The sequence below is a fragment of the Acinetobacter sp. P8-3-8 genome, assembly GCF_000214135.1.
Taxonomy (GTDB): domain Bacteria; phylum Pseudomonadota; class Gammaproteobacteria; order Pseudomonadales; family Moraxellaceae; genus Acinetobacter.
The window spans coordinates 22,099-39,130 of record NZ_AFIE01000033.1 but is presented as its reverse complement, the minus strand read 5'-3'; the positions used below and the strand labels follow the sequence as shown (position 1 = coordinate 39,130).

20 protein-coding genes are annotated in these 17,032 nt (G+C 36.9%); 4 read left to right on the top strand and 16 right to left on the bottom strand.

Annotated features, from left to right (window positions below; genetic code table 11):
- The first annotated feature begins 394 nt into the window (after nucleotides 1-394).
- The 4 genes from GGG_RS0113125 to GGG_RS0113110 all read left to right on the top strand — a co-directional run bounded on the left by GGG_RS0113125 (nucleotide 395) and on the right by GGG_RS0113110 (nucleotide 5,312).
- Nucleotides 395-928, top strand: a complete 534-nt coding sequence (locus GGG_RS0113125) for a fimbrial protein (protein ID WP_010115526.1) — start codon at nucleotides 395-397, stop codon at nucleotides 926-928.
- Nucleotides 929-998: 70 nt separating this feature from the next.
- Nucleotides 999-1,706 (top strand): molecular chaperone, encoded by a 708-nt coding sequence (locus GGG_RS0113120; protein WP_010115525.1) that lies wholly within the window; start codon nucleotides 999-1,001, stop codon nucleotides 1,704-1,706.
- A gap of 24 nt (nucleotides 1,707-1,730) precedes the next feature.
- On the top strand, nucleotides 1,731-4,232 hold the full coding sequence (locus GGG_RS0113115; protein ID WP_010115523.1) for a fimbria/pilus outer membrane usher protein: 2,502 nt from the start codon (nucleotides 1,731-1,733) through the stop codon (nucleotides 4,230-4,232).
- A gap of 18 nt (nucleotides 4,233-4,250) precedes the next feature.
- On the top strand, nucleotides 4,251-5,312 hold the full coding sequence (locus tag GGG_RS0113110; protein WP_010115522.1) for a fimbrial protein: 1,062 nt from the start codon (nucleotides 4,251-4,253) through the stop codon (nucleotides 5,310-5,312).
- A 149-nt stretch (nucleotides 5,313-5,461) separates the two neighbouring features.
- Here the strand turns inward: GGG_RS0113110 and GGG_RS0113105 are convergent, their stop codons facing one another.
- From GGG_RS0113105 to GGG_RS0113030, 16 genes are all read right to left on the bottom strand, one after another.
- Complete coding sequence (locus tag GGG_RS0113105) at nucleotides 5,462-5,827, bottom strand: LapA family protein (protein ID WP_010115521.1); 366 nt, start codon at nucleotides 5,825-5,827, stop codon at nucleotides 5,462-5,464.
- A gap of 23 nt (nucleotides 5,828-5,850) precedes the next feature.
- A complete protein-coding gene (locus GGG_RS0113100; RefSeq protein WP_004720793.1) occupies nucleotides 5,851-6,153 on the bottom strand; it encodes an integration host factor subunit beta in 303 nt (100 codons plus the stop codon).
- A gap of 159 nt (nucleotides 6,154-6,312) precedes the next feature.
- Complete coding sequence (gene rpsA, locus GGG_RS0113095; RefSeq protein ID WP_010115519.1) at nucleotides 6,313-7,989, bottom strand: 30S ribosomal protein S1; 1,677 nt, start codon at nucleotides 7,987-7,989, stop codon at nucleotides 6,313-6,315.
- 117 nt (nucleotides 7,990-8,106) lie between these two features.
- Nucleotides 8,107-8,796, bottom strand: a complete 690-nt coding sequence (cmk, locus tag GGG_RS0113090; protein WP_010115518.1) for a (d)CMP kinase — start codon at nucleotides 8,794-8,796, stop codon at nucleotides 8,107-8,109.
- Nucleotides 8,797-8,807: 11 nt separating this feature from the next.
- The gene (locus GGG_RS0113085; RefSeq protein ID WP_010115517.1) at nucleotides 8,808-9,242 is read right to left on the bottom strand and encodes an SRPBCC family protein; all 435 of its coding nucleotides are present in this window, start codon (nucleotides 9,240-9,242) and stop codon (nucleotides 8,808-8,810) included.
- 104 nt (nucleotides 9,243-9,346) lie between these two features.
- Nucleotides 9,347-9,865 (bottom strand): tRNA adenosine(34) deaminase TadA, encoded by a 519-nt coding sequence (tadA, locus tag GGG_RS0113080; protein WP_010115515.1) that lies wholly within the window; start codon nucleotides 9,863-9,865, stop codon nucleotides 9,347-9,349.
- A gap of 6 nt (nucleotides 9,866-9,871) precedes the next feature.
- Nucleotides 9,872-10,993 carry an enoyl-CoA hydratase/isomerase family protein gene (locus GGG_RS0113075; RefSeq protein ID WP_010115513.1) on the bottom strand — a complete coding sequence of 374 codons (1,122 nt, stop codon included), beginning with the start codon at nucleotides 10,991-10,993 and terminating at the stop codon, nucleotides 9,872-9,874.
- Entirely contained in the window at nucleotides 10,990-11,703 is a 714-nt protein-coding gene (ung, locus tag GGG_RS0113070; RefSeq protein WP_010115511.1) for a uracil-DNA glycosylase, read from the bottom strand. Before ung ends, GGG_RS0113075 begins: the two co-directional genes overlap by 4 nt.
- A gap of 59 nt (nucleotides 11,704-11,762) precedes the next feature.
- A complete protein-coding gene (locus GGG_RS0113065) occupies nucleotides 11,763-12,359 on the bottom strand; it encodes a 6-carboxytetrahydropterin synthase (protein WP_010115509.1) in 597 nt (198 codons plus the stop codon).
- Nucleotides 12,360-12,563: 204 nt separating this feature from the next.
- Nucleotides 12,564-13,529 (bottom strand): type II secretion system minor pseudopilin GspK, encoded by a 966-nt coding sequence (gene gspK, locus GGG_RS0113060; protein ID WP_010115507.1) that lies wholly within the window; start codon nucleotides 13,527-13,529, stop codon nucleotides 12,564-12,566.
- A gap of 39 nt (nucleotides 13,530-13,568) precedes the next feature.
- Nucleotides 13,569-14,213 (bottom strand): type II secretion system minor pseudopilin GspJ, encoded by a 645-nt coding sequence (gspJ, locus tag GGG_RS0113055; protein WP_010115505.1) that lies wholly within the window; start codon nucleotides 14,211-14,213, stop codon nucleotides 13,569-13,571.
- A complete protein-coding gene (gene gspI / locus GGG_RS0113050) occupies nucleotides 14,210-14,599 on the bottom strand; it encodes a type II secretion system minor pseudopilin GspI (RefSeq protein ID WP_010115504.1) in 390 nt (129 codons plus the stop codon). The genes gspJ and gspI overlap by 4 nt, the downstream gene beginning before the upstream one ends.
- Nucleotides 14,586-15,152: a prepilin-type N-terminal cleavage/methylation domain-containing protein gene (locus GGG_RS0113045; RefSeq protein ID WP_010115503.1), complete on the bottom strand. Its 567-nt coding sequence runs from the start codon at nucleotides 15,150-15,152 to the stop codon at nucleotides 14,586-14,588. The genes gspI and GGG_RS0113045 overlap by 14 nt, the downstream gene beginning before the upstream one ends.
- Nucleotides 15,153-15,157: 5 nt before the next feature.
- Complete coding sequence (locus GGG_RS0113040) at nucleotides 15,158-15,772, bottom strand: TetR/AcrR family transcriptional regulator (protein ID WP_010115502.1); 615 nt, start codon at nucleotides 15,770-15,772, stop codon at nucleotides 15,158-15,160.
- Nucleotides 15,773-15,856: 84 nt separating this feature from the next.
- Nucleotides 15,857-16,630: a TatD family hydrolase gene (locus tag GGG_RS0113035; protein WP_010115501.1), complete on the bottom strand. Its 774-nt coding sequence runs from the start codon at nucleotides 16,628-16,630 to the stop codon at nucleotides 15,857-15,859.
- A gap of 40 nt (nucleotides 16,631-16,670) precedes the next feature.
- Nucleotides 16,671-17,015, bottom strand: coding sequence for a PilZ domain-containing protein (locus tag GGG_RS0113030; RefSeq protein WP_010115500.1), 345 nt, complete (start codon nucleotides 17,013-17,015; stop codon nucleotides 16,671-16,673).
- Nucleotides 17,016-17,032 lie beyond the last annotated feature (17 nt).

Sequence of the window (17,032 nt, the reverse complement as noted above, 5' to 3'; positions counted from 1 at the left end):
AAAAATTAATTTAATTAAACTTAACCAACTTTTAAACATATATCAAAAATTATTCTTTTTTGACTCATTGTGTGACAAATTTTGCAAAAAATGACATTTTTTCGTCACTCAATTCAGAAAGTATTTAATAATGTAAACCTAATGCAAATATATCAATAGTTATAATTATGTAATTGTTTTTGTTTTATTAATTTAAACATAACATCAACATTTAGAAACACTTTAAGGACATAAACTATACTAATAACAAAAAAAGTGATTTTTATCACAATTTCTTATTGCCATTTTTCCCAAAGAATTTATATTAGCAAGAAATGTTTAACACTAAACAGCAATATTCCTTGTCATAAATATGTGAATAAGGAACTATTCAACTATTTTTGAGAGTATCTCCATGAAAAAATTACAATTAGGCTTAGCAGTAATCAGCTTAGGTTTAGCATCTTCTACAGTATTTGCCGCAGCAGATGGTACTGTAACAATTAATGGTAAAGTAATAGACCAAACATGTACACTTGGTGGTACAAATGGTAACTACACCGTGACTTTACCTACAGTTGGTAAATCAACTTTACCAACTACTGGTACAACTACAGGCGACACTAAATTTACTATTAACTTAACCAACTGCCCTACTGGTAATATTGGTGTATATTACGACAATACCAATGCTAATATTACTGCTAATGGTCGCTTAAAAAATACCGCTACTGGTGGTTCAAATGTAGAAGTTCAATTATTAAACTCTACAAAAGCCGTGATTGATCTAACAAAAGATCGTGGAACTCAAGGTGCTATAGCTGTTGCTTCATCTAGTGGTAATGCAAATATTGACTTCTATGCTCGTTATTATGCAACTGCTGCTGTTTCTGCTGCAACTGTTGGTGATGTAACAACTACAGCTACATATTATGTGATTTATCCATAATAAAATTGTACTTTCAAAACATACATAAGTCTGCTAAATAGCAGACTTATGCTTTCTACAAGGATTTGAAATGAACAAAAGACTAATTACTTCTTCATTGTTAATGCTATCTAGCATCTTTTCTACTGTTCAAGCGGGTATCGTCATTACAGGTACACGTGTTATTTATCCAAGTGATAAAGAATTTGTATCGGTACAGTTAAGCAATGTCGGAGATAAAGTTGCTTTAGTTCAGTCTTGGGTTGATACCAAAGATATGGCGGCAGATCCTACCACAACCAAAGCGCCATTTATTGTCACACCACCGATTACAACTGTTGATGCTAATAAAGGACAATCTTTACGTATTATTTTTAACCAAAAGGAAAAACTTGCGACTGACAGAGAAAGTTTATTTTGGTTGAATGTCCTTGATATTCCTGCTAAACCTGAAGTGGCGGATGCCAATTATTTACAATTTGCGATTCGTAGCCGTTTAAAACTTTTTTATCGCCCAATAGGTCTTAAAATTGAACAGCAACAAGCTTTTGAAAAGGTTCAAGTGCAACGTACAGGTAATAGCTTAGAAATTAATAATCCGACACCGTATTACTTAAACTTTGGTAAATCCAATCTAGTTTTAAAGAATAGCAATCTGAGCGAAATTAAATCACTCACCTATATAGAGCCCTTTTCTAAACAGCAAATTAATCTTGATGATTTAGGGAATGCAAAATCTGTGCAGCTTTCTTTTATTAATGATTATGGCTCATTATTTAATATAGAAAAAACGTTTTAACCCTATTCAATTGGAGATTGGTTCTTGAAACATTTAAAACTTAGATATAGTGCTCTAGCGCTTAGCTTATATCTTTGTCATCAAAATGTTGTTGCGCAATCTCCTCAATTCGATAATAGTTTCTTATACGGTCAAAACAATAAAAATTTAGATATTCAGAAATTTATTTCGAGCGATAAAGTTGCTCCGAATGATTATATTCTCGATCTTTACTTAAACGATCGCTATATCACCCGCTCTGTCGTACATATTACTGATGATCCAACCGATCCTCAGAAGCAACGTTATTGCATTCCAAGAAATACCGTTAAACAGTTAGATTTCAATACAAAATTGATTGATTTAAACAAAGTCACATCGGACTGTATTGATACTCGCCTAATGAATCATGTGGTATTTTGGAAACTTAATATTGCAGAACAACGCGTCAATATTTCTAGCCCACAAAATATGCTCAATGAAAGACCTATGGGTTATATCGATCCATCATTATGGGAAGATGGTGGGAACAGTGGCTTTTTAAAATATTACTACAATTATTATAATTCTGATTATGGTCAGGATAATCAACAAGACTCTAGTTTTTTAAATTTGAATGCTGGAATTAATTTAGGTGAATGGCAATTTCGTCATTCAGGCAGTACCAGTTTTAGCAGTGAAAATAATACTGAACAATATGTGAGTTATGAAAATAAACTCTTACGTGTTTTGCCAAGCATCAAATCCCAATTAACGTTGGGTGACTTTTATACCAATACAAAAACAATTAATAGTAATTCAAGCTTTGCTGTTCGTGGTGTACAAATCGCCAGTGATGATCGCATGCTACCGACTTCCCTTCAAAGTTACGCGCCTAATATTACAGGCTATGCTAAAGGAAATGCGCTCGTTCGTGTGCGTCAAAATCAACAAATCATTCTTGAACGCACTGTCCCTGCGGGTGCATTTAATATTACAGACCTACAAACACCAGGTACAGGTGGTACATTAACGGTTGATGTCATTGAAGCCAATGGTGAAATTCACAGTTTTGATTTACCGTATAATAGTTACATTCAAACCATACGTGCCAATCAATTTAGATATCAACTCGCTCTAGGTAGTTTCCGCCAAAATGACAAAGCCTATGATGAACAGCTAATCAATGCCTCTTTTGATTATGGTCTAAATAATTTTATGTCGCTGAGCAGTGCTGGGCTAATCAGTAAACATTATCAATCTTTTATCTTGGGTACAGCGCTCAATACACAGATTGGTGGTTTTGCATTTGAAGGAAATTATGTAAAAGCTGATTTGAATGAGTCTAATCAAAATTTGGATAGCTTCCTTGTGAATATGCGCTATAACCTAGCGGTAAACGGTGCAAAAACAAATATTAGTTTGAACAGTTCTTATTATAGTAATGATCAATATTATTCATTTGATGAGGTCATGCAAAGTCGTTATACACTGGACAATGTTTTTTCAACAGCATTCAATGGTCGACCAAAATCTTCAAACTATATTCAATTGACTCAGAATTTGGGCCAATACTATGGTGCATTATCTGTGAATTACTCACAGTATAAGTTTTGGCATCAAGAAAATGAGCAAAAATCATTACAACTCAGCTATAGCAACAGTTATAAAGGTATCAGTTATTATCTAGGCTTACAGCGCACATATAACGATCAAAACAAATCAGACCGAGATACGCAATACTTTTTAAATGTCAGTATTCCACTTTCATTTAAAAAGAAAACCAGTAATCTTCGTTTAAGTAGTGAACTTTACCCAGATAACAATTCACTCAATACCAATCAAATTGGTTTATTTGGTAATTTGGGTGAGAATCAACAGTTCGGCTATAATGTTAATTATTCAAACAGTCAAAATACTGATTTATTCAGCAGTTCTGTCAGCTATAAAACCAGCCCTGTTTATTTAGCATCTACATTTACCACTGATTTTGATAAACAGCGTCAATACTCTGTTCAAGCGCAAGGTGCTGTTGTCGCTCATCGCCACGGTATAACATTCAGTAATGATTTAAATGACACTTATGCCATCATTCATGCAAAAGGATTAGAAGGTATTAGTATACTCAATGGCAGTAATATCAAGATTGACCGTTGGGGTAATGCGATCTTACCGTATTTAAATCCTTACCAATATAATAGTATTGCCTTAAACCCGAATACTATTCCTTTAAATACCGAAGTGAATGCAACTGAATTGCAAGTGATACCAAAATCCAATGCCAGTATTTTAGTCGATTTTAAAGCACTAAAAACCACCAAAGCGTTAATTGAGCTTTTACATGATGATTCAGCTATTCCAATGGGTGCGCAAGTTTTAGATGCATCAAATCATATCGTTGCCACCGTTGGACAAGGTCAACAAATTTTTATTAGCAATCTCAATGCAGGAATGTATCGCATAAATTGGAGTAATACAGATTCTTGTCAATTTAATATTTCTGAAGACATGTTAAAACAAAGTCAGAATCAAATTCCTTTTGCTAGTTTTAGCGCAGTATGCAAATAAAATCATTGGAGCGGTGAAATGTTTAAATATAAAATTTTATTTGCGTTATGCACGCTACCTGCTAGTTATTCTGCATTTGCGTGCAATGTCGGTAGCAGTTTCACTAGTGGTTATACCATGCCCACTATGTCTGCAAGCACTACCAATATTAATAAATATGAAACCAGTTCCATTCAATCTAATGTTTTTTCACGAGGGGTCGCTACCGTAGATGCAAGTATTTTTAGAGTATACGATAGTTGCTCTCTCAGCCCTAAATACATGCGAACCACTTTTGGTACTATTTTCAATACCAATGTTACACAATTCAGTTCAGATATTTATCGTTTAAATAGTAATCCTGCACTTGGCGTAAAAGTTGAAATGGGTGATGCGCCGATGACTGCATCCTTAAAAGTAGTCAACGCTATAGAAACACCTATTTATGATTATGATGGTGATTCACACGGACTTAAAATAAGAGTCACTCTGTATGTTTTACCAAAAACAGCAGCGATGACTTCATATCCTTCGACGATCAATATAAACAAACTTCAAGTCGCAACGATTAGTTTAAAGAGAACTTCCAATGGCGCTCTAGTAGCCACAACAATTCCAGTCTATCTCACAGCTACTGTGAACATTTCTGAATCGACTTGCACACTTACTCCAACAGATTATACGATCAACCTGTCTGATGTCAGCATTCGCCAACTCGGTTTACCTGGAAGTGAAACATCTTTAAGTAATAACACCGCAACGCTGAGTGTTAACTGTGCCAATTTAAATAATGGTGGTGGTCGTGAAATTAAAGCTTATATGACCGATACACTCAATCAATCCAATGCAGGCAATATTTTACAAAATCAAACAGGTACTGGTTACGCTACAGGTGTAGGAATACGCCTACGTGATAAAAATGACGCTATTATTAGTTTAGATCCAAACCAGTCTGAAACAACAAACAAATGGACTTTTGGGAATATGAATACATCCACAATTATTCAGCATGTTATTAAAGCCAATTATGTCAGAACCAGCAATAAAGTCACACCCGGAACTGTTCGTGCACAAGCTTATCTCAATATTGTTTATGATTAATTTTAGAATAACGTTTGAATAGAAATAACATGTGTTAAAAATTGAACTATTCCCTTTTCAGTAATATTTATAGATATAAATTTTTTAAACTGTTAAAAAAACAAAAACTCTTTATTCCAACGAATAAAGAGTTTTTGTTAGCACAACGATTAAAGAGGATTAGAGTTTTTATCTTGAGCGTGTATATCTAATACCGTCTTTTCATGGCGTACACTTGCAGCTGCTTCAGCTGCTGCGATTTGTGCAGCCTGAATTTGTTCTTTACGTAAATGATCGATATCTTTGCGTAAACGTCTAATTTCCCAGTTAGTTTGAAAAACACGGAAAATTTGAACACCGATCAGCAATCCTAGAACAATACCAATTGCTAAAGTTAGCAATAATAATAAACCTAAGCGCATAGCAGGAACTTGAGTAAACCATAAGTCTACAGGTAATTCAGTACCATTGATCAGTACCAATGCTAATGAATAAACAAACACTGCTACCAATAGTAGCCCTAAGATAAAACGCATAATTACCCCATTCGAATTTTTTATTAATTTGCAGATTCGTTTACTGCATCACGTAGCGCCTTACCAGGTTTAAAGTGTGGTACAGCTTTCGCTGCAACTTCTACTGATTTACCTGTTTTTGGGTTACGACCTACACGAGGCTCACGGTGATGTAATGCAAAGCTACCAAATCCACGAATCTCAATTCGATCATCCGAAGATAATGATGCAATCATTTGGTCAATCATGATCTTAACAGCTTCTTCCACTAAAGGCTCTGCTAAATGTGGATTTTTAAGAGCAATTCTTTCTATTAAGTCAGACTTATTAAGTGCTTCAGTTGTCATTTAAGACCTCATTAATTTTAATGCTAATTGACATACACTAGATAATATCCTTTTTAAATACAAAAAGGTAGCGCAGTAATCATATACTACGCTACCTTTTACAGTAATTGAATAAAAAATATTAATTAATTACATTAAATAATACTTCTTAACAATAACTTAGTGATTCATTTGTGCTTTGATCAAGTCACCAATCGTCTTAGGACCGTTTTCTTGACCATTTGCAGTAGTTTTCAAGTTAGCAACTGCTTCTTTCTCTTCAGCTTCGTCTTTCGCTTTAATCGACAAGTTGATAGAACGTGATTTACGATCTACATTGATGATTTTAGCTTCAACTTCTTGACCAACTTCTAAGAATTTAGTTGCATCTTCAACGCGATCACGGTTGATTTCAGACGCTTTCAAAGAAGCTTCAACTTCGTCAGCTAACTTAACAGTAGCGCCTTTAGCGTCAACTGCAGTTACTGTACCTTTAACCAACGCACCGCGTTCGTTAGCAGCTAAGAAGTCATTGAAAGGATCGTTGTTCAATTGCTTGATACCAAGGCTGATACGGTTGCCTTCAGCATCTACAGACAAGATAACTGCTTCAACTGTGTCACCTTTCTTGTAACGACGGATAGCATCTTCGCCTTGTTCGTTCCAAGAAATATCAGATAAGTGAACTAGACCATCGATACCACCTGGTAAACCGATGAAGATACCGAAGTCAGTGATTGACTTGATCGTACCAGAAACTTTTTCACCTTTGTCGTGAGCCTTAGCAAACTCTTCCCATGGGTTAGCACGAGTTTGTTTGATACCAAGAGAAATACGACGACGTTCTTCATCAACTTCAAGAACCATAACATCAACTTCGTCACCAATCTGAACAACTTTAGATGGGTGGATGTTTTTGTTCGTGTGATCCATTTCTGAAACGTGTACTAAGCCTTCAACGCCTTCAGCGATTTCAGCAAAACAACCGTAGTCAGTTAAGTTCGTTACACGTGCTTTAACGATAGAACCTTTAGGGTAACGGTTCATGATCGCTAACCAAGGATCTTCGCCTAATTGCTTAAGACCTAAAGATACACGGTTACGTTCTTTGTCAAATTTAAGTACTTTAACAGTAACTTCTTGACCCACTTCAACAACTTCTGAAGGGTGTTTGATGCGTTTCCAAGCCATATCTGTGATATGTAGAAGACCATCAATACCACCAAGGTCAACAAATGCGCCGTAATCAGTAAGGTTCTTAATAGTACCTGTAACTGTTTGACCTTCTTCAAGTTGAGAAAGTAATGCTTCACGGTCAGCTGAAGATTCAGCTTCCATAACTGCACGACGAGATACAACAACGTTGTTACGTTTAGCATCAAGTTTGATTACTTTGAACTCTAACTCTTTACCTTCAAGGTGAGTCGTGTCACGGATAGGACGAGTGTCTACCAATGAACCTGGTAAGAACGCACGAACTGGACCGATGTCAACAGTGAAACCGCCTTTAACCTTACCAGAAATAACACCAGTAACGATTTCGCCGTCTTCAAAGATTTTTTCAAGCTTAGTCCAAGTTTCAGCACGTTTCGCTTTTTCACGTGATAAAACTGTTTGACCCATGCCGTTGTCAAGCGCTTCAACAACAACATCAACAGTATCGCCAACTTGAACTTCAAGTTCACGTTGTTCGTTTAAGAATTCAGCACGTGATACAACGCCTTCAGATTTAAGGCCAGTATCTACAGTTACCCAGTCAGAATCGATGCTAACAACGATACCTTGGATGACTGCACCCTTTTCAACGTTGAGGTTTAATTCGCTTTCTTCAAAGAGGGCTGCAAAAGATTCGGTCATGATATACCTAGTAAAGTCAGCGGTCTTGGATCAGACAAGGCCGGTTTAGTTAAACATCCACATAATCCATATAAACTGATCAAGCTATGCTTCTGTTAATATTTGGTTAAATATTCGTTAGTTAGCTAATTTTTCATCGACATAATCAGTCATTAACTGAAACACTTCATCAATGTTCAAACTTGAACTATCAATGATAAAAGCATCAGTTGCTGGCTTGAGTGGAGCGACTGTCCGTTCCATATCTCGCTTATCTCGAGCTTGTATATTAGCTAAAATGTCGCTTATTTTAACATCCAGTCCCATAGCCTGCAACTGTTTTACTCGTCGCTCTGCTCGGGACTCAGCAGAAGCTGTTAAATAAATCTTCGCTTGAGCTTGAGGAAAAATAGCTGTTGCCATATCACGACCATCCGCAACCAAGCCCGGCGCTTGTGCAAAGGCATGCTGACGATCGACCAATGCCGCTCTAAGTGCTGGAATTGCTGCTACTTTTGAAGCAAATTCACCCACTCGCTCCGTCCGAATGGTTTGGGTCACATCCTCACCATCCAACAAAATTTGTGTGCCTAATTCCGAGCTTTTAAATACGATGTCTAAATTTGTTGCAATTGTAACGCTTTGTTGAAGCGTCACCTCATCATCCAAAGAGTCTAAAAAGTCTTTTTGATGTAATGACAATCCGAGTAAACGATATAGTGCACCAGAATCAAGTAAATGAAATTGATAATGTGCCGCAAGCTTCGCAGCAAGTGTCCCCTTACCTGAACCACTAGGACCGTCGATCGTGATAATTTGAATTGTCATTGTATTTCCAATTAAACAAAAGATTTTGCGAGTTTCTTAAAGCCAAGTGTAATCGCAAGTTTGAGCTGTGCAAGTATTAATTTACTCACAAATGGCGCACGTGCTTGTAATTCAATCGTGTAAGTGACTAAAGTTTTATTTGGAGAAATTTCACTAAACTCAATAATACCAATATGATGCTTAATCAATGGATTATTAATCAACTTATATTCAATACGCTGATTCACATCAAGCAAAGTGATTTGCTCTTGAACAGGTTTAATCGGACCAAACCCCATTCGACGAATTGAACCCAAACCATCAGGACGTTCTGGGTCTGTTGAATCTTTCACACGTACAACCTGTACTGGTGCAAATGCAATATTATATGTCGCATGTTTAGACAGTAATTCGAACACTTGTCCTACAGGAGCATCAAATTCTTGTTTCACTTGAATTGAATTCATGTTTTCGCCTTTTGTATATTTGCTTTTGAATGCAGTAATTTTTAAAAATCTTAGTTTTGACAATTTTAATTGTCATTTTATATCAGGATTATTTTAGATTATTTTTACTGATCATTTAATGACTTTTGTTGTAATTTTAGTTGTCTTTTTTGCTCACGACGCATTTTAAAAAAATCAGAAAGTTGCAATGAACATTGCTCATGTAAGCACCCACCTTCGAATTCAAAAATATGATTGTAATAGCCTGTTTCTAAAAGCTGTCGACTACTGACCAAGGAACCCGCTTTAGGTTCTGTCGCTCCAAATACAACACGTTGTACCCGTGAATGAATCAATGCACCTACGCACATCGTACATGGTTCCAATGTGACATAAAGTGTTGCATCTTCAGGAAGGCGATAATTTTGAATGGTTTGGCATGCATCTCGCAACGCCTGAATTTCAGCATGTGCTGTTGGATCATGTTGCGATATAGGATGGTTATATCCACGACCAATGATTTTGCCATGACTCACAATCACAGCACCTACAGGAATCTCACCCATAGAAGCAGCGAATGCAGCTTGCTCGAAAGCTTGCTGCATCCATTGTTTATCTATTTGCTGTTGAATTGCTTCAGACATACTTGCTTAAATTACACTATACTGACGTAATAATGTATTCCAGCTTTCTATTGTCGTTACTGGTGGGTTTTTAGCAAGGATTCCTGCCAATGTCATTGATTCGGCTTGCTCCCATTCAGGAGATAAATCTTTATCCACCAAACGAGCACGTACACCTTCAACAAAATCAGGATGACGTATTTTCCAGTCAGAAATTTGTTTTTCTAACTCATACACTTCAGCCCAAGCATGTACTTGACGTCCCCATTGCCATAACAACCATGTGATTGCTGCTGTGCTTGGAGAGCCTTTTTGCAAGTTTTCACTGGCCTGACGCAACCAATCACTACGTGCATCACTCAAACCAATGATGGCTTCATAATCTTGTTGGAAATTCACACCACGACAAACGCTGTGAATCACATCTAAAGAGTTTTGTAATGGTCCAGGAGAAACAGGACGGTGCAAACTATTTAAAGTATCATCGATTGCACGGAAATCTCCTGCTGGATAATGATCCCAATCAATATCAATTAACTTCTGCAAAACCACATCACGTTGCGTATCACAGATATGCGTTGCCCAACCAATACCATAACCACCCGCAGCGGTCATGATTGAACCTGTTAATCCTGTGAATAAACCAATTTGACCACGATCAGCTAAGAAACGTGTTGCACCCACATCTGGGTATAGGCCAATATTCACTTCAGGCATTGCTAAGCGAGAAAACGGTGTAACCAGTCGGAATGGTGCAGCCATGAATAAACCAAGTCCACCGCCCATCACATAACCTTCGCCCCATACCACAATCGGCTTAGCATAGTTATGCAATAACAAATCAAGTGCGTATTCTGTTTCAAAAAAGCGATTAGCAGCATCAACTTCATTATTGATGACCAATTGACGAAGTTTACGTACATCACCACCCGCACAAAATGCTTTTGGTGTCGTTGAATCTAACCAAATCGCTTTTACCGCATCATCATGATGAAAATCTTCAAACAACTTCAAAAGCGCTGCAACAATTGATTCGTCAAGTGCGTGTAAAGATTTTGGGCGGTTTAAACGAATAATCCGCCACCCTTGTGCTGCTTCTTCAATAATCAGGTCTGGGTGATAATCATTTGTTTCGGGAGAATTTGTCATGCGTCCAGCTGCCAGTCGATTGGCTCAATGCCATGTTGTTTCAGGTAATTATTTGTTTTAGAGAAAGCTTTACAACCAAAGAAGCCACCACGATTTGCTGCCAATGGAGATGGGTGTGCAGCTTTTAATACGAGATGTTTCGTTTGGTCTATACGCTGTCCCTTTTTCTGAGCATATGCACCCCAAAGGATAAACACGATATGCTCTCTACGTTCATTCAACACATCAATCACTTGATCGGTAAAGTTTTCCCAACCGCGTTTCTGATGTGATGTCGGCTGCCCTGCCTCAACGGTTAATACACTATTTAATAAGAGTACACCTTGTTGCGCCCATTTGGTTAAATCACCATGTTTGGACACAGGTACAGCTAAATCAGTATTCAATTCATGAAAAATATTACGTAAAGATGGAGGTAAAGCCAGTCCTTTTTGTACGGAAAAACTCAATCCATGTGCTTGATCAGGACCATGATACGGATCTTGCCCCAAAATCACAACTTTGACATTGTATAAAGGCGTGATGTCTAAAGCGTTGAAAATAAGCGAACTCGGTGGATAAATTAACTTGTTCGCATTTTTTTCTTCAATCAAAAAAGCTTTTAACTGATCCATTTGCGAACTCAGTAAAAAACTTGCTAATCCATCTTTCCAACTTTGATCTAATCGAACTTGATTTAATTTTGTTTGTTCGACTTCAGTCAATTGCATCTATCTTCATCCTAAATTTTTCATCAATGCGTAAAATGATTTCCCTCTGAAACCATTCACTAAACTTTAACTTGTAAATCCACTTCAGGATTTTGAAATTGAATTCCCTGCTTTAATTTTTCATACATCTCAGGATCTGTCCATTCAGCTTGAACTTGTTCTGAAAATACAATTTGATCCAGACTCAGCAACCCCATTTGCGCATTTTCAATATCTTCTTGAAAACTTTGCGCATAGCCTGTGTCTGTTTCATGCACAATCACAGAATACACTTCAACATCACCTTCCCCGTTTTGGGTAATGGTTGATTTTAAAACTTCCTGAGCAAGAAAGAAAAATACTCTTGAAAATTGCTCCGCCGATGGAGAAACAGGTAAAGCAACCCAACGTGCGCTAAAAGTTTTACAGGCTTGGATATATTCTGGGCTATCATCTTGCCAAAAACAGATTGCATGATCAAAACTGTCAAAAATTTCTTTGATTACACCTTTCAGCAAACCAAAGTCATAGACCATTTGACCATGATCCAGTTTCGATGCTTTTAGCAATAACTCAACTTTATAGCTGTGCCCATGTATAGACCGCTTGCAGCGATCTGAAGTGCAATTACGCACAATATGTGCATTTTCAAACTTAAATAACTTACGTATTAACATGTGCCAAATTTTACAAACAAAACTGTTTAGAATCTCGATTATAAAGCAAAACGTACCTGCTGAGCATTAAATTTACCGTTCAATGCAATAGGCAAAAGGTATTAAGCATATGAAAACCGTCGATTCACAATAATGATTTACCATTTCCCACACAACCAACCTTCTTCCAACATTCAACAAACTTTTGATTTATTTTAAAATAATCTAAAAAGGCGCTAAACTTCGTGCATAAATAAAAACTTGCCCTTTATCATTTCGCATTAAATCACTACTAAATTGACGCTTTCTATTACTCAATAAAACTTCGATATGTGCTTTGAAATAATTAGATTTAACCCCTAAAATTTGCTCAGGGCTTTTCAATATTTCTGAATCATTCCCCTCTAGACGATCAAAGGGTGGCATTTTTATCAGTTCACTGACATTTGCAAAATACTCAAGCTTAGCTTGTCTTTCTTCTAAAGCCGTTTTAACAGCATTTACATCCAAACGCTCATCCAAGGCTGCCAAAACCATGGCTGGTGCGGTATTGATATTTATTTTTGTAGAAATATCAGGTAATGCAGAAACATAAGGCTCAATCAAATCAAAATTCTTACCTTCGAAACCACGTACTTGTTTTAATTCTTCCACACTGGCAAATTTACGATTTGCAGCCAAATATGGCTTTGGCAGACCTTGGTAATAACTGCTTTCCGCACCCATAGCACCTAACGTTTCATCATCAGGATCTTGCCAATCAATGACTGCTTGCACGGTATCCGCAGGCAAACCTACACGAAGTAATAGTTTAGAAAAATAAGCTTGAGCGACAGGATTCGGCTTATTTTCAGCATTTAACAAACTATTCAAATTAAATTTACCTGATTCATCGCTTAATTCCCCAGTCACATAACCATCTTCAACTGGAAATGCAGGCATTGGTTTTGCCCAAGTTTCTTGTAAATAATCTGCTTCTTTACTGTTTTGACTGTCTTGCGCCAATAATTCTGCAAAAAAAGATTCTGCACTTTTTGCATAGAAAACTGCCTGACTTTGCCGCTTTAAAAATGCTGTACTTTCATTGGTATAACTTTGTCTTTTTGCAATTGTTGCAGCAATAATGGTCGCCAATGCCACCATGACCAGTATTGTGATTAACGCAATTCCCTTTTGCTGCTTTATTTGCATCTTATTTTACCTAACCAAGCATATAAACCACTTAAATATCTAAGCATTTTTCTTTAAAAAGTCGGTATTTAACAAATTAAATATCCATTCATATTCTACATCTCGAATCATAACTTTTATTTTTAATCCACGTGGCAATAGATTGACATCATTTGCGCCGTCATTTGGCCAACGATCCAACTCATCTGGGTTGAGCACAGCAATCTGAAATTGATCCACATCACTCAACAGCACACTAGACAAAGGTTGTTCTGAACGCACTCGATTAAGATTTGAATATTTCAAACGATATAATTTTTTTTCTTGTTGATTATAACGATATTCAACCCGTTCATAAGGTGACACACCTTGCTTAAGTGGATCAGTCACACCTGCTTTACTAAAAGATAAACGCTGATTATTCAAATACAAAGCAGGCTCTAACTCTCCTGCATTGTTCGCTGTAACAGGGATCATTTGCAACGTATCACGTTGAATTTGTTGATATGCACTTTGTAATTGACCTAAATTTTCTTCGTGCATTGCATTACGATCTTTCACTTTGATCAAATAATCAAAAATTTTCCAACCCAATGCTGAAAGCACCGCAAAAATAGCAATCGCCACTAACAGCTCAACCAATGTAAATCCAGTTTGCTTTGTTAACTTTTGAGATGTTTCTGGATTTTGTCTTAATGCATTCACGATTGTTTTTCTTTTATAGGATAATTAAAAAACACCATATTGGTGATTCCTGCTTCTACCTTACCCGTATCATTATTAAAAAGACTGACTTGCACATCTATCTTTTGCACATCTGGGCTGATGGTTGCTTCTGCTTTTTTATCGACTTGCCAAGTCTCGCCTTGCACAGTAATTTGCTTAGAAGATGTCCCTGTTAACCATTCTTGATTGATGATCATTTGAGAAATTTCATTCTGTGCGACGAATTGTGCTTTGGTCCGTAAAATTGCATTACCTGTTGATTGCGTGTATTGCATTGCTACTTTGGTCAGCGCCATTGCTGCAACTGCAAAAATTGCCAATGCAACCACGACCTCAATCAGTGTAAAGCCTTTATTTTTCTTCATCTACTTTACCCAAATAATCGACACGTATTACATCACCCACAGGCTTTTGATCATAATACATTTGAATCGTGACAGGCTTAGTTTCACCATTTCCAAACCAAATTAATTTAGGTGCGTTATTTCCCAATAAATCTGCATTATTTGCATTTTGAAAATCATGATCGTCCGTTTCAATAACAAATGAAACATGCTCTGGCAACGTCCGTTTTTGAAAATCTGTGACTTCTTTCCACGGTTTATTTTCAATCACTTGAACTGTAGCGCGTGCATCTGATCGGGTCGGTAAATATTCGATAATACCGTATTGAGCCTCTGCAACATCGGTTGCATTTTGTATATCTAAAGCGTAAATACGGGATTGATCATTGGCTTCTCGATTAATTTGCTTTAAATCGAGCAACAACATTTCACGTGCTTGCATCGCTTTTCGTTGATCTAAACCATCGATATTTAAAACAACCAATGATGCAATAATACTAATAATAACAATAACAACCATCACCTCGATCAAGGTAAAACCTCGAACTACGTGAGATGATGGCAAAGACTTCATATAAATTATGCAACCTGTTCAGAAGATTGCGGATGTTTGGGGATCGCCAAAGCTTGGTCAATCAGTGCAACACGTAATGTGTCACGACAACCTAAATAGCGTTGATAAAAACTTGAATTGAGAATAGCCGCAGCACCGTGAGTAATTGACCAAATAGATGCCAAATAATCACGCACACTCATCAAACTTTGAATCGACTCTAAATAACTTTCCGTCATTCGGATAATCAAGCGTAAGCGTTGTTTACGCACCTGATAAAGCTCATTAAATAATTGATAGATTCCTTGTCCAGTGGTAGACAAACGCTCTTCTATTTGATGAAACAATACTGCTCTTTCAGGGTGGTGTAAGTGATGCAACATAAAAAAAGCTAAATGTTCTGGAAATGCTTTTTCAGTATCTTTAATCATTTCCAATAACATGCGTTCATTACGAATAATCAACAACATGTACAATTCATCTTTGCTTTGAAAATGTTTATAAAGCGTTCCTTTAGCGAGATCAAGTTCAGCAGCAAGCGCATCTAAGGTCATGCCTGCTTCACCATTTTCTAAAAGTAATTGTTCAGCCACCTGAAAAATTAACGCTTCTCTTGCTCTAAATTGAGCCTGTCGATCCATCTTCACTCGATAAACTCTCTTATTCTATCCGTTAATGATTTGCCTACAACGCAAGTCAATTATGAAATGTCAGCAGATCTTTAATCACTGTTGTTTAAGCAAATTTTCAAAATTTTGTGTGGTAATAAAAGCCATTTCTTCAAGCGATTTACCATATACATCACTCAAAGCTTTAGCGACATAAGGAACATACTTCGGTTCATTAGTCTTACCTCGATAAGGCATAGGCGCTAAATAAGGGCTGTCCGTTTCGATTAAAACACGATCCAATGGAACTTGTTTCGCCACGTCTCTTAAATCTTGCGCATTTTTAAAAGACACAATGCCCGAAAAAGAAATGTAATATCCACAATCTAGTACAGCTTTTGCCGTTTCCCAGTCTTCTGTGAAACAGTGCAAAATTCCATGTGTAGAATGCTCAGCACGGATCAAATCTACAGTATCATGCTTAGCAGAACGTGTATGCACAACCACAGGTTTTTTTACAATTTGCGAAGCTTGAATATGGCGTGCGAAACACGCTTTTTGCTCAGCAATAAATTCTGTGCTGTGAAAATAATCTAAGCCTGTTTCACCCAATGCCCAAGCTTTTTCAGCCTGTGCCAATTCAACTAATTTTTCAACTGTTGCACGTTGCATGACTGCGGGATCTTCACATGGATGCACACCCACACTATAACCAACATCTGCATGACGTGCTGCGATTTCAGCAAGTGCAATATGATCATCTAAATCTACAGATATTCCCATAAATTTAGATACACCACCTTCACGAGCTTGTTGCAAAGCTGCATCAAGATTTCCATCATAAGGTGTTAAATCCAACATAGTGAGATGGCAATGCGTATCAACAAACACAGTCTTTCCTAAATAGTTTTATAAATAATGCTAAATCATCTTACATGGTAAAATTTGGACGATCTAAAGACATACTTCCTGCAAGCATTTTTTCTGCTTCCATTTTGTAATACGAGCCTTTTTCGCCAGATAATTGGATCGCAAAACCTTGTGGTTTAATACCATTTTGCTTTTGAGAAATCCAAATCACTTTACCTGTTAAAGGTACTTTTTGTGATTGTTCTGGCAATCCTGCTAAAACAAAAATTTCATCGCCCATTTTTACCGCTTGTTTAGAGGGAACAAATAATCCGCCACCCAGAATATAAGGCATATAACTGGCTTGTAATGTCGCACGATCATTAATATTCACCTGAATTAAACCGTTCATACGTGGTGGTTGCATCATTATTTCCCTTTAAT

Bases quoted from the DNA above. Each gene is read 5' to 3' on its own strand.
- GGG_RS0113105 (WP_010115521.1), bottom strand. From the start codon at position 5,827: ATGCGTTTTATCTTAGGGCTACTATTGGTAGCAGTGTTTGTTTATTCA.
- GGG_RS0113040 (WP_010115502.1), bottom strand. From the start codon at position 15,772: ATGGATCGACAGGCTCAATTTAGAGCAAGAGAAGCGTTAATTTTTCAG.
- rpsA (WP_010115519.1), bottom strand. From the start codon at position 7,989: ATGACCGAATCTTTTGCAGCCCTCTTTGAAGAAAGCGAATTAAACCTC.
- ung (WP_010115511.1), bottom strand. From the start codon at position 11,703: ATGCAATTGACTGAAGTCGAACAAACAAAATTAAATCAAGTTCGATTA.
- gspI (WP_010115504.1), bottom strand. From the start codon at position 14,599: ATGAAGAAAAATAAAGGCTTTACACTGATTGAGGTCGTGGTTGCATTG.
- GGG_RS0113075 (WP_010115513.1), bottom strand. From the start codon at position 10,993: ATGACAAATTCTCCCGAAACAAATGATTATCACCCAGACCTGATTATT.
- tadA (WP_010115515.1), bottom strand. From the start codon at position 9,865: ATGTCTGAAGCAATTCAACAGCAAATAGATAAACAATGGATGCAGCAA.
- GGG_RS0113100 (WP_004720793.1), bottom strand. From the start codon at position 6,153: ATGACAACTGAAGCACTTAATAAGTCTGACTTAATAGAAAGAATTGCT.
- GGG_RS0113065 (WP_010115509.1), bottom strand. From the start codon at position 12,359: ATGTTAATACGTAAGTTATTTAAGTTTGAAAATGCACATATTGTGCGT.
- GGG_RS0113030 (WP_010115500.1), bottom strand. From the start codon at position 17,015: ATGCAACCACCACGTATGAACGGTTTAATTCAGGTGAATATTAATGAT.
- GGG_RS0113110 (WP_010115522.1), top strand. From the start codon at position 4,251: ATGTTTAAATATAAAATTTTATTTGCGTTATGCACGCTACCTGCTAGT.
- GGG_RS0113125 (WP_010115526.1), top strand. From the start codon at position 395: ATGAAAAAATTACAATTAGGCTTAGCAGTAATCAGCTTAGGTTTAGCA.
- GGG_RS0113085 (WP_010115517.1), bottom strand. From the start codon at position 9,242: ATGAATTCAATTCAAGTGAAACAAGAATTTGATGCTCCTGTAGGACAA.
- GGG_RS0113120 (WP_010115525.1), top strand. From the start codon at position 999: ATGAACAAAAGACTAATTACTTCTTCATTGTTAATGCTATCTAGCATC.
- gspK (WP_010115507.1), bottom strand. From the start codon at position 13,529: ATGCAAATAAAGCAGCAAAAGGGAATTGCGTTAATCACAATACTGGTC.
- cmk (WP_010115518.1), bottom strand. From the start codon at position 8,796: ATGACAATTCAAATTATCACGATCGACGGTCCTAGTGGTTCAGGTAAG.
- GGG_RS0113045 (WP_010115503.1), bottom strand. From the start codon at position 15,152: ATGAAGTCTTTGCCATCATCTCACGTAGTTCGAGGTTTTACCTTGATC.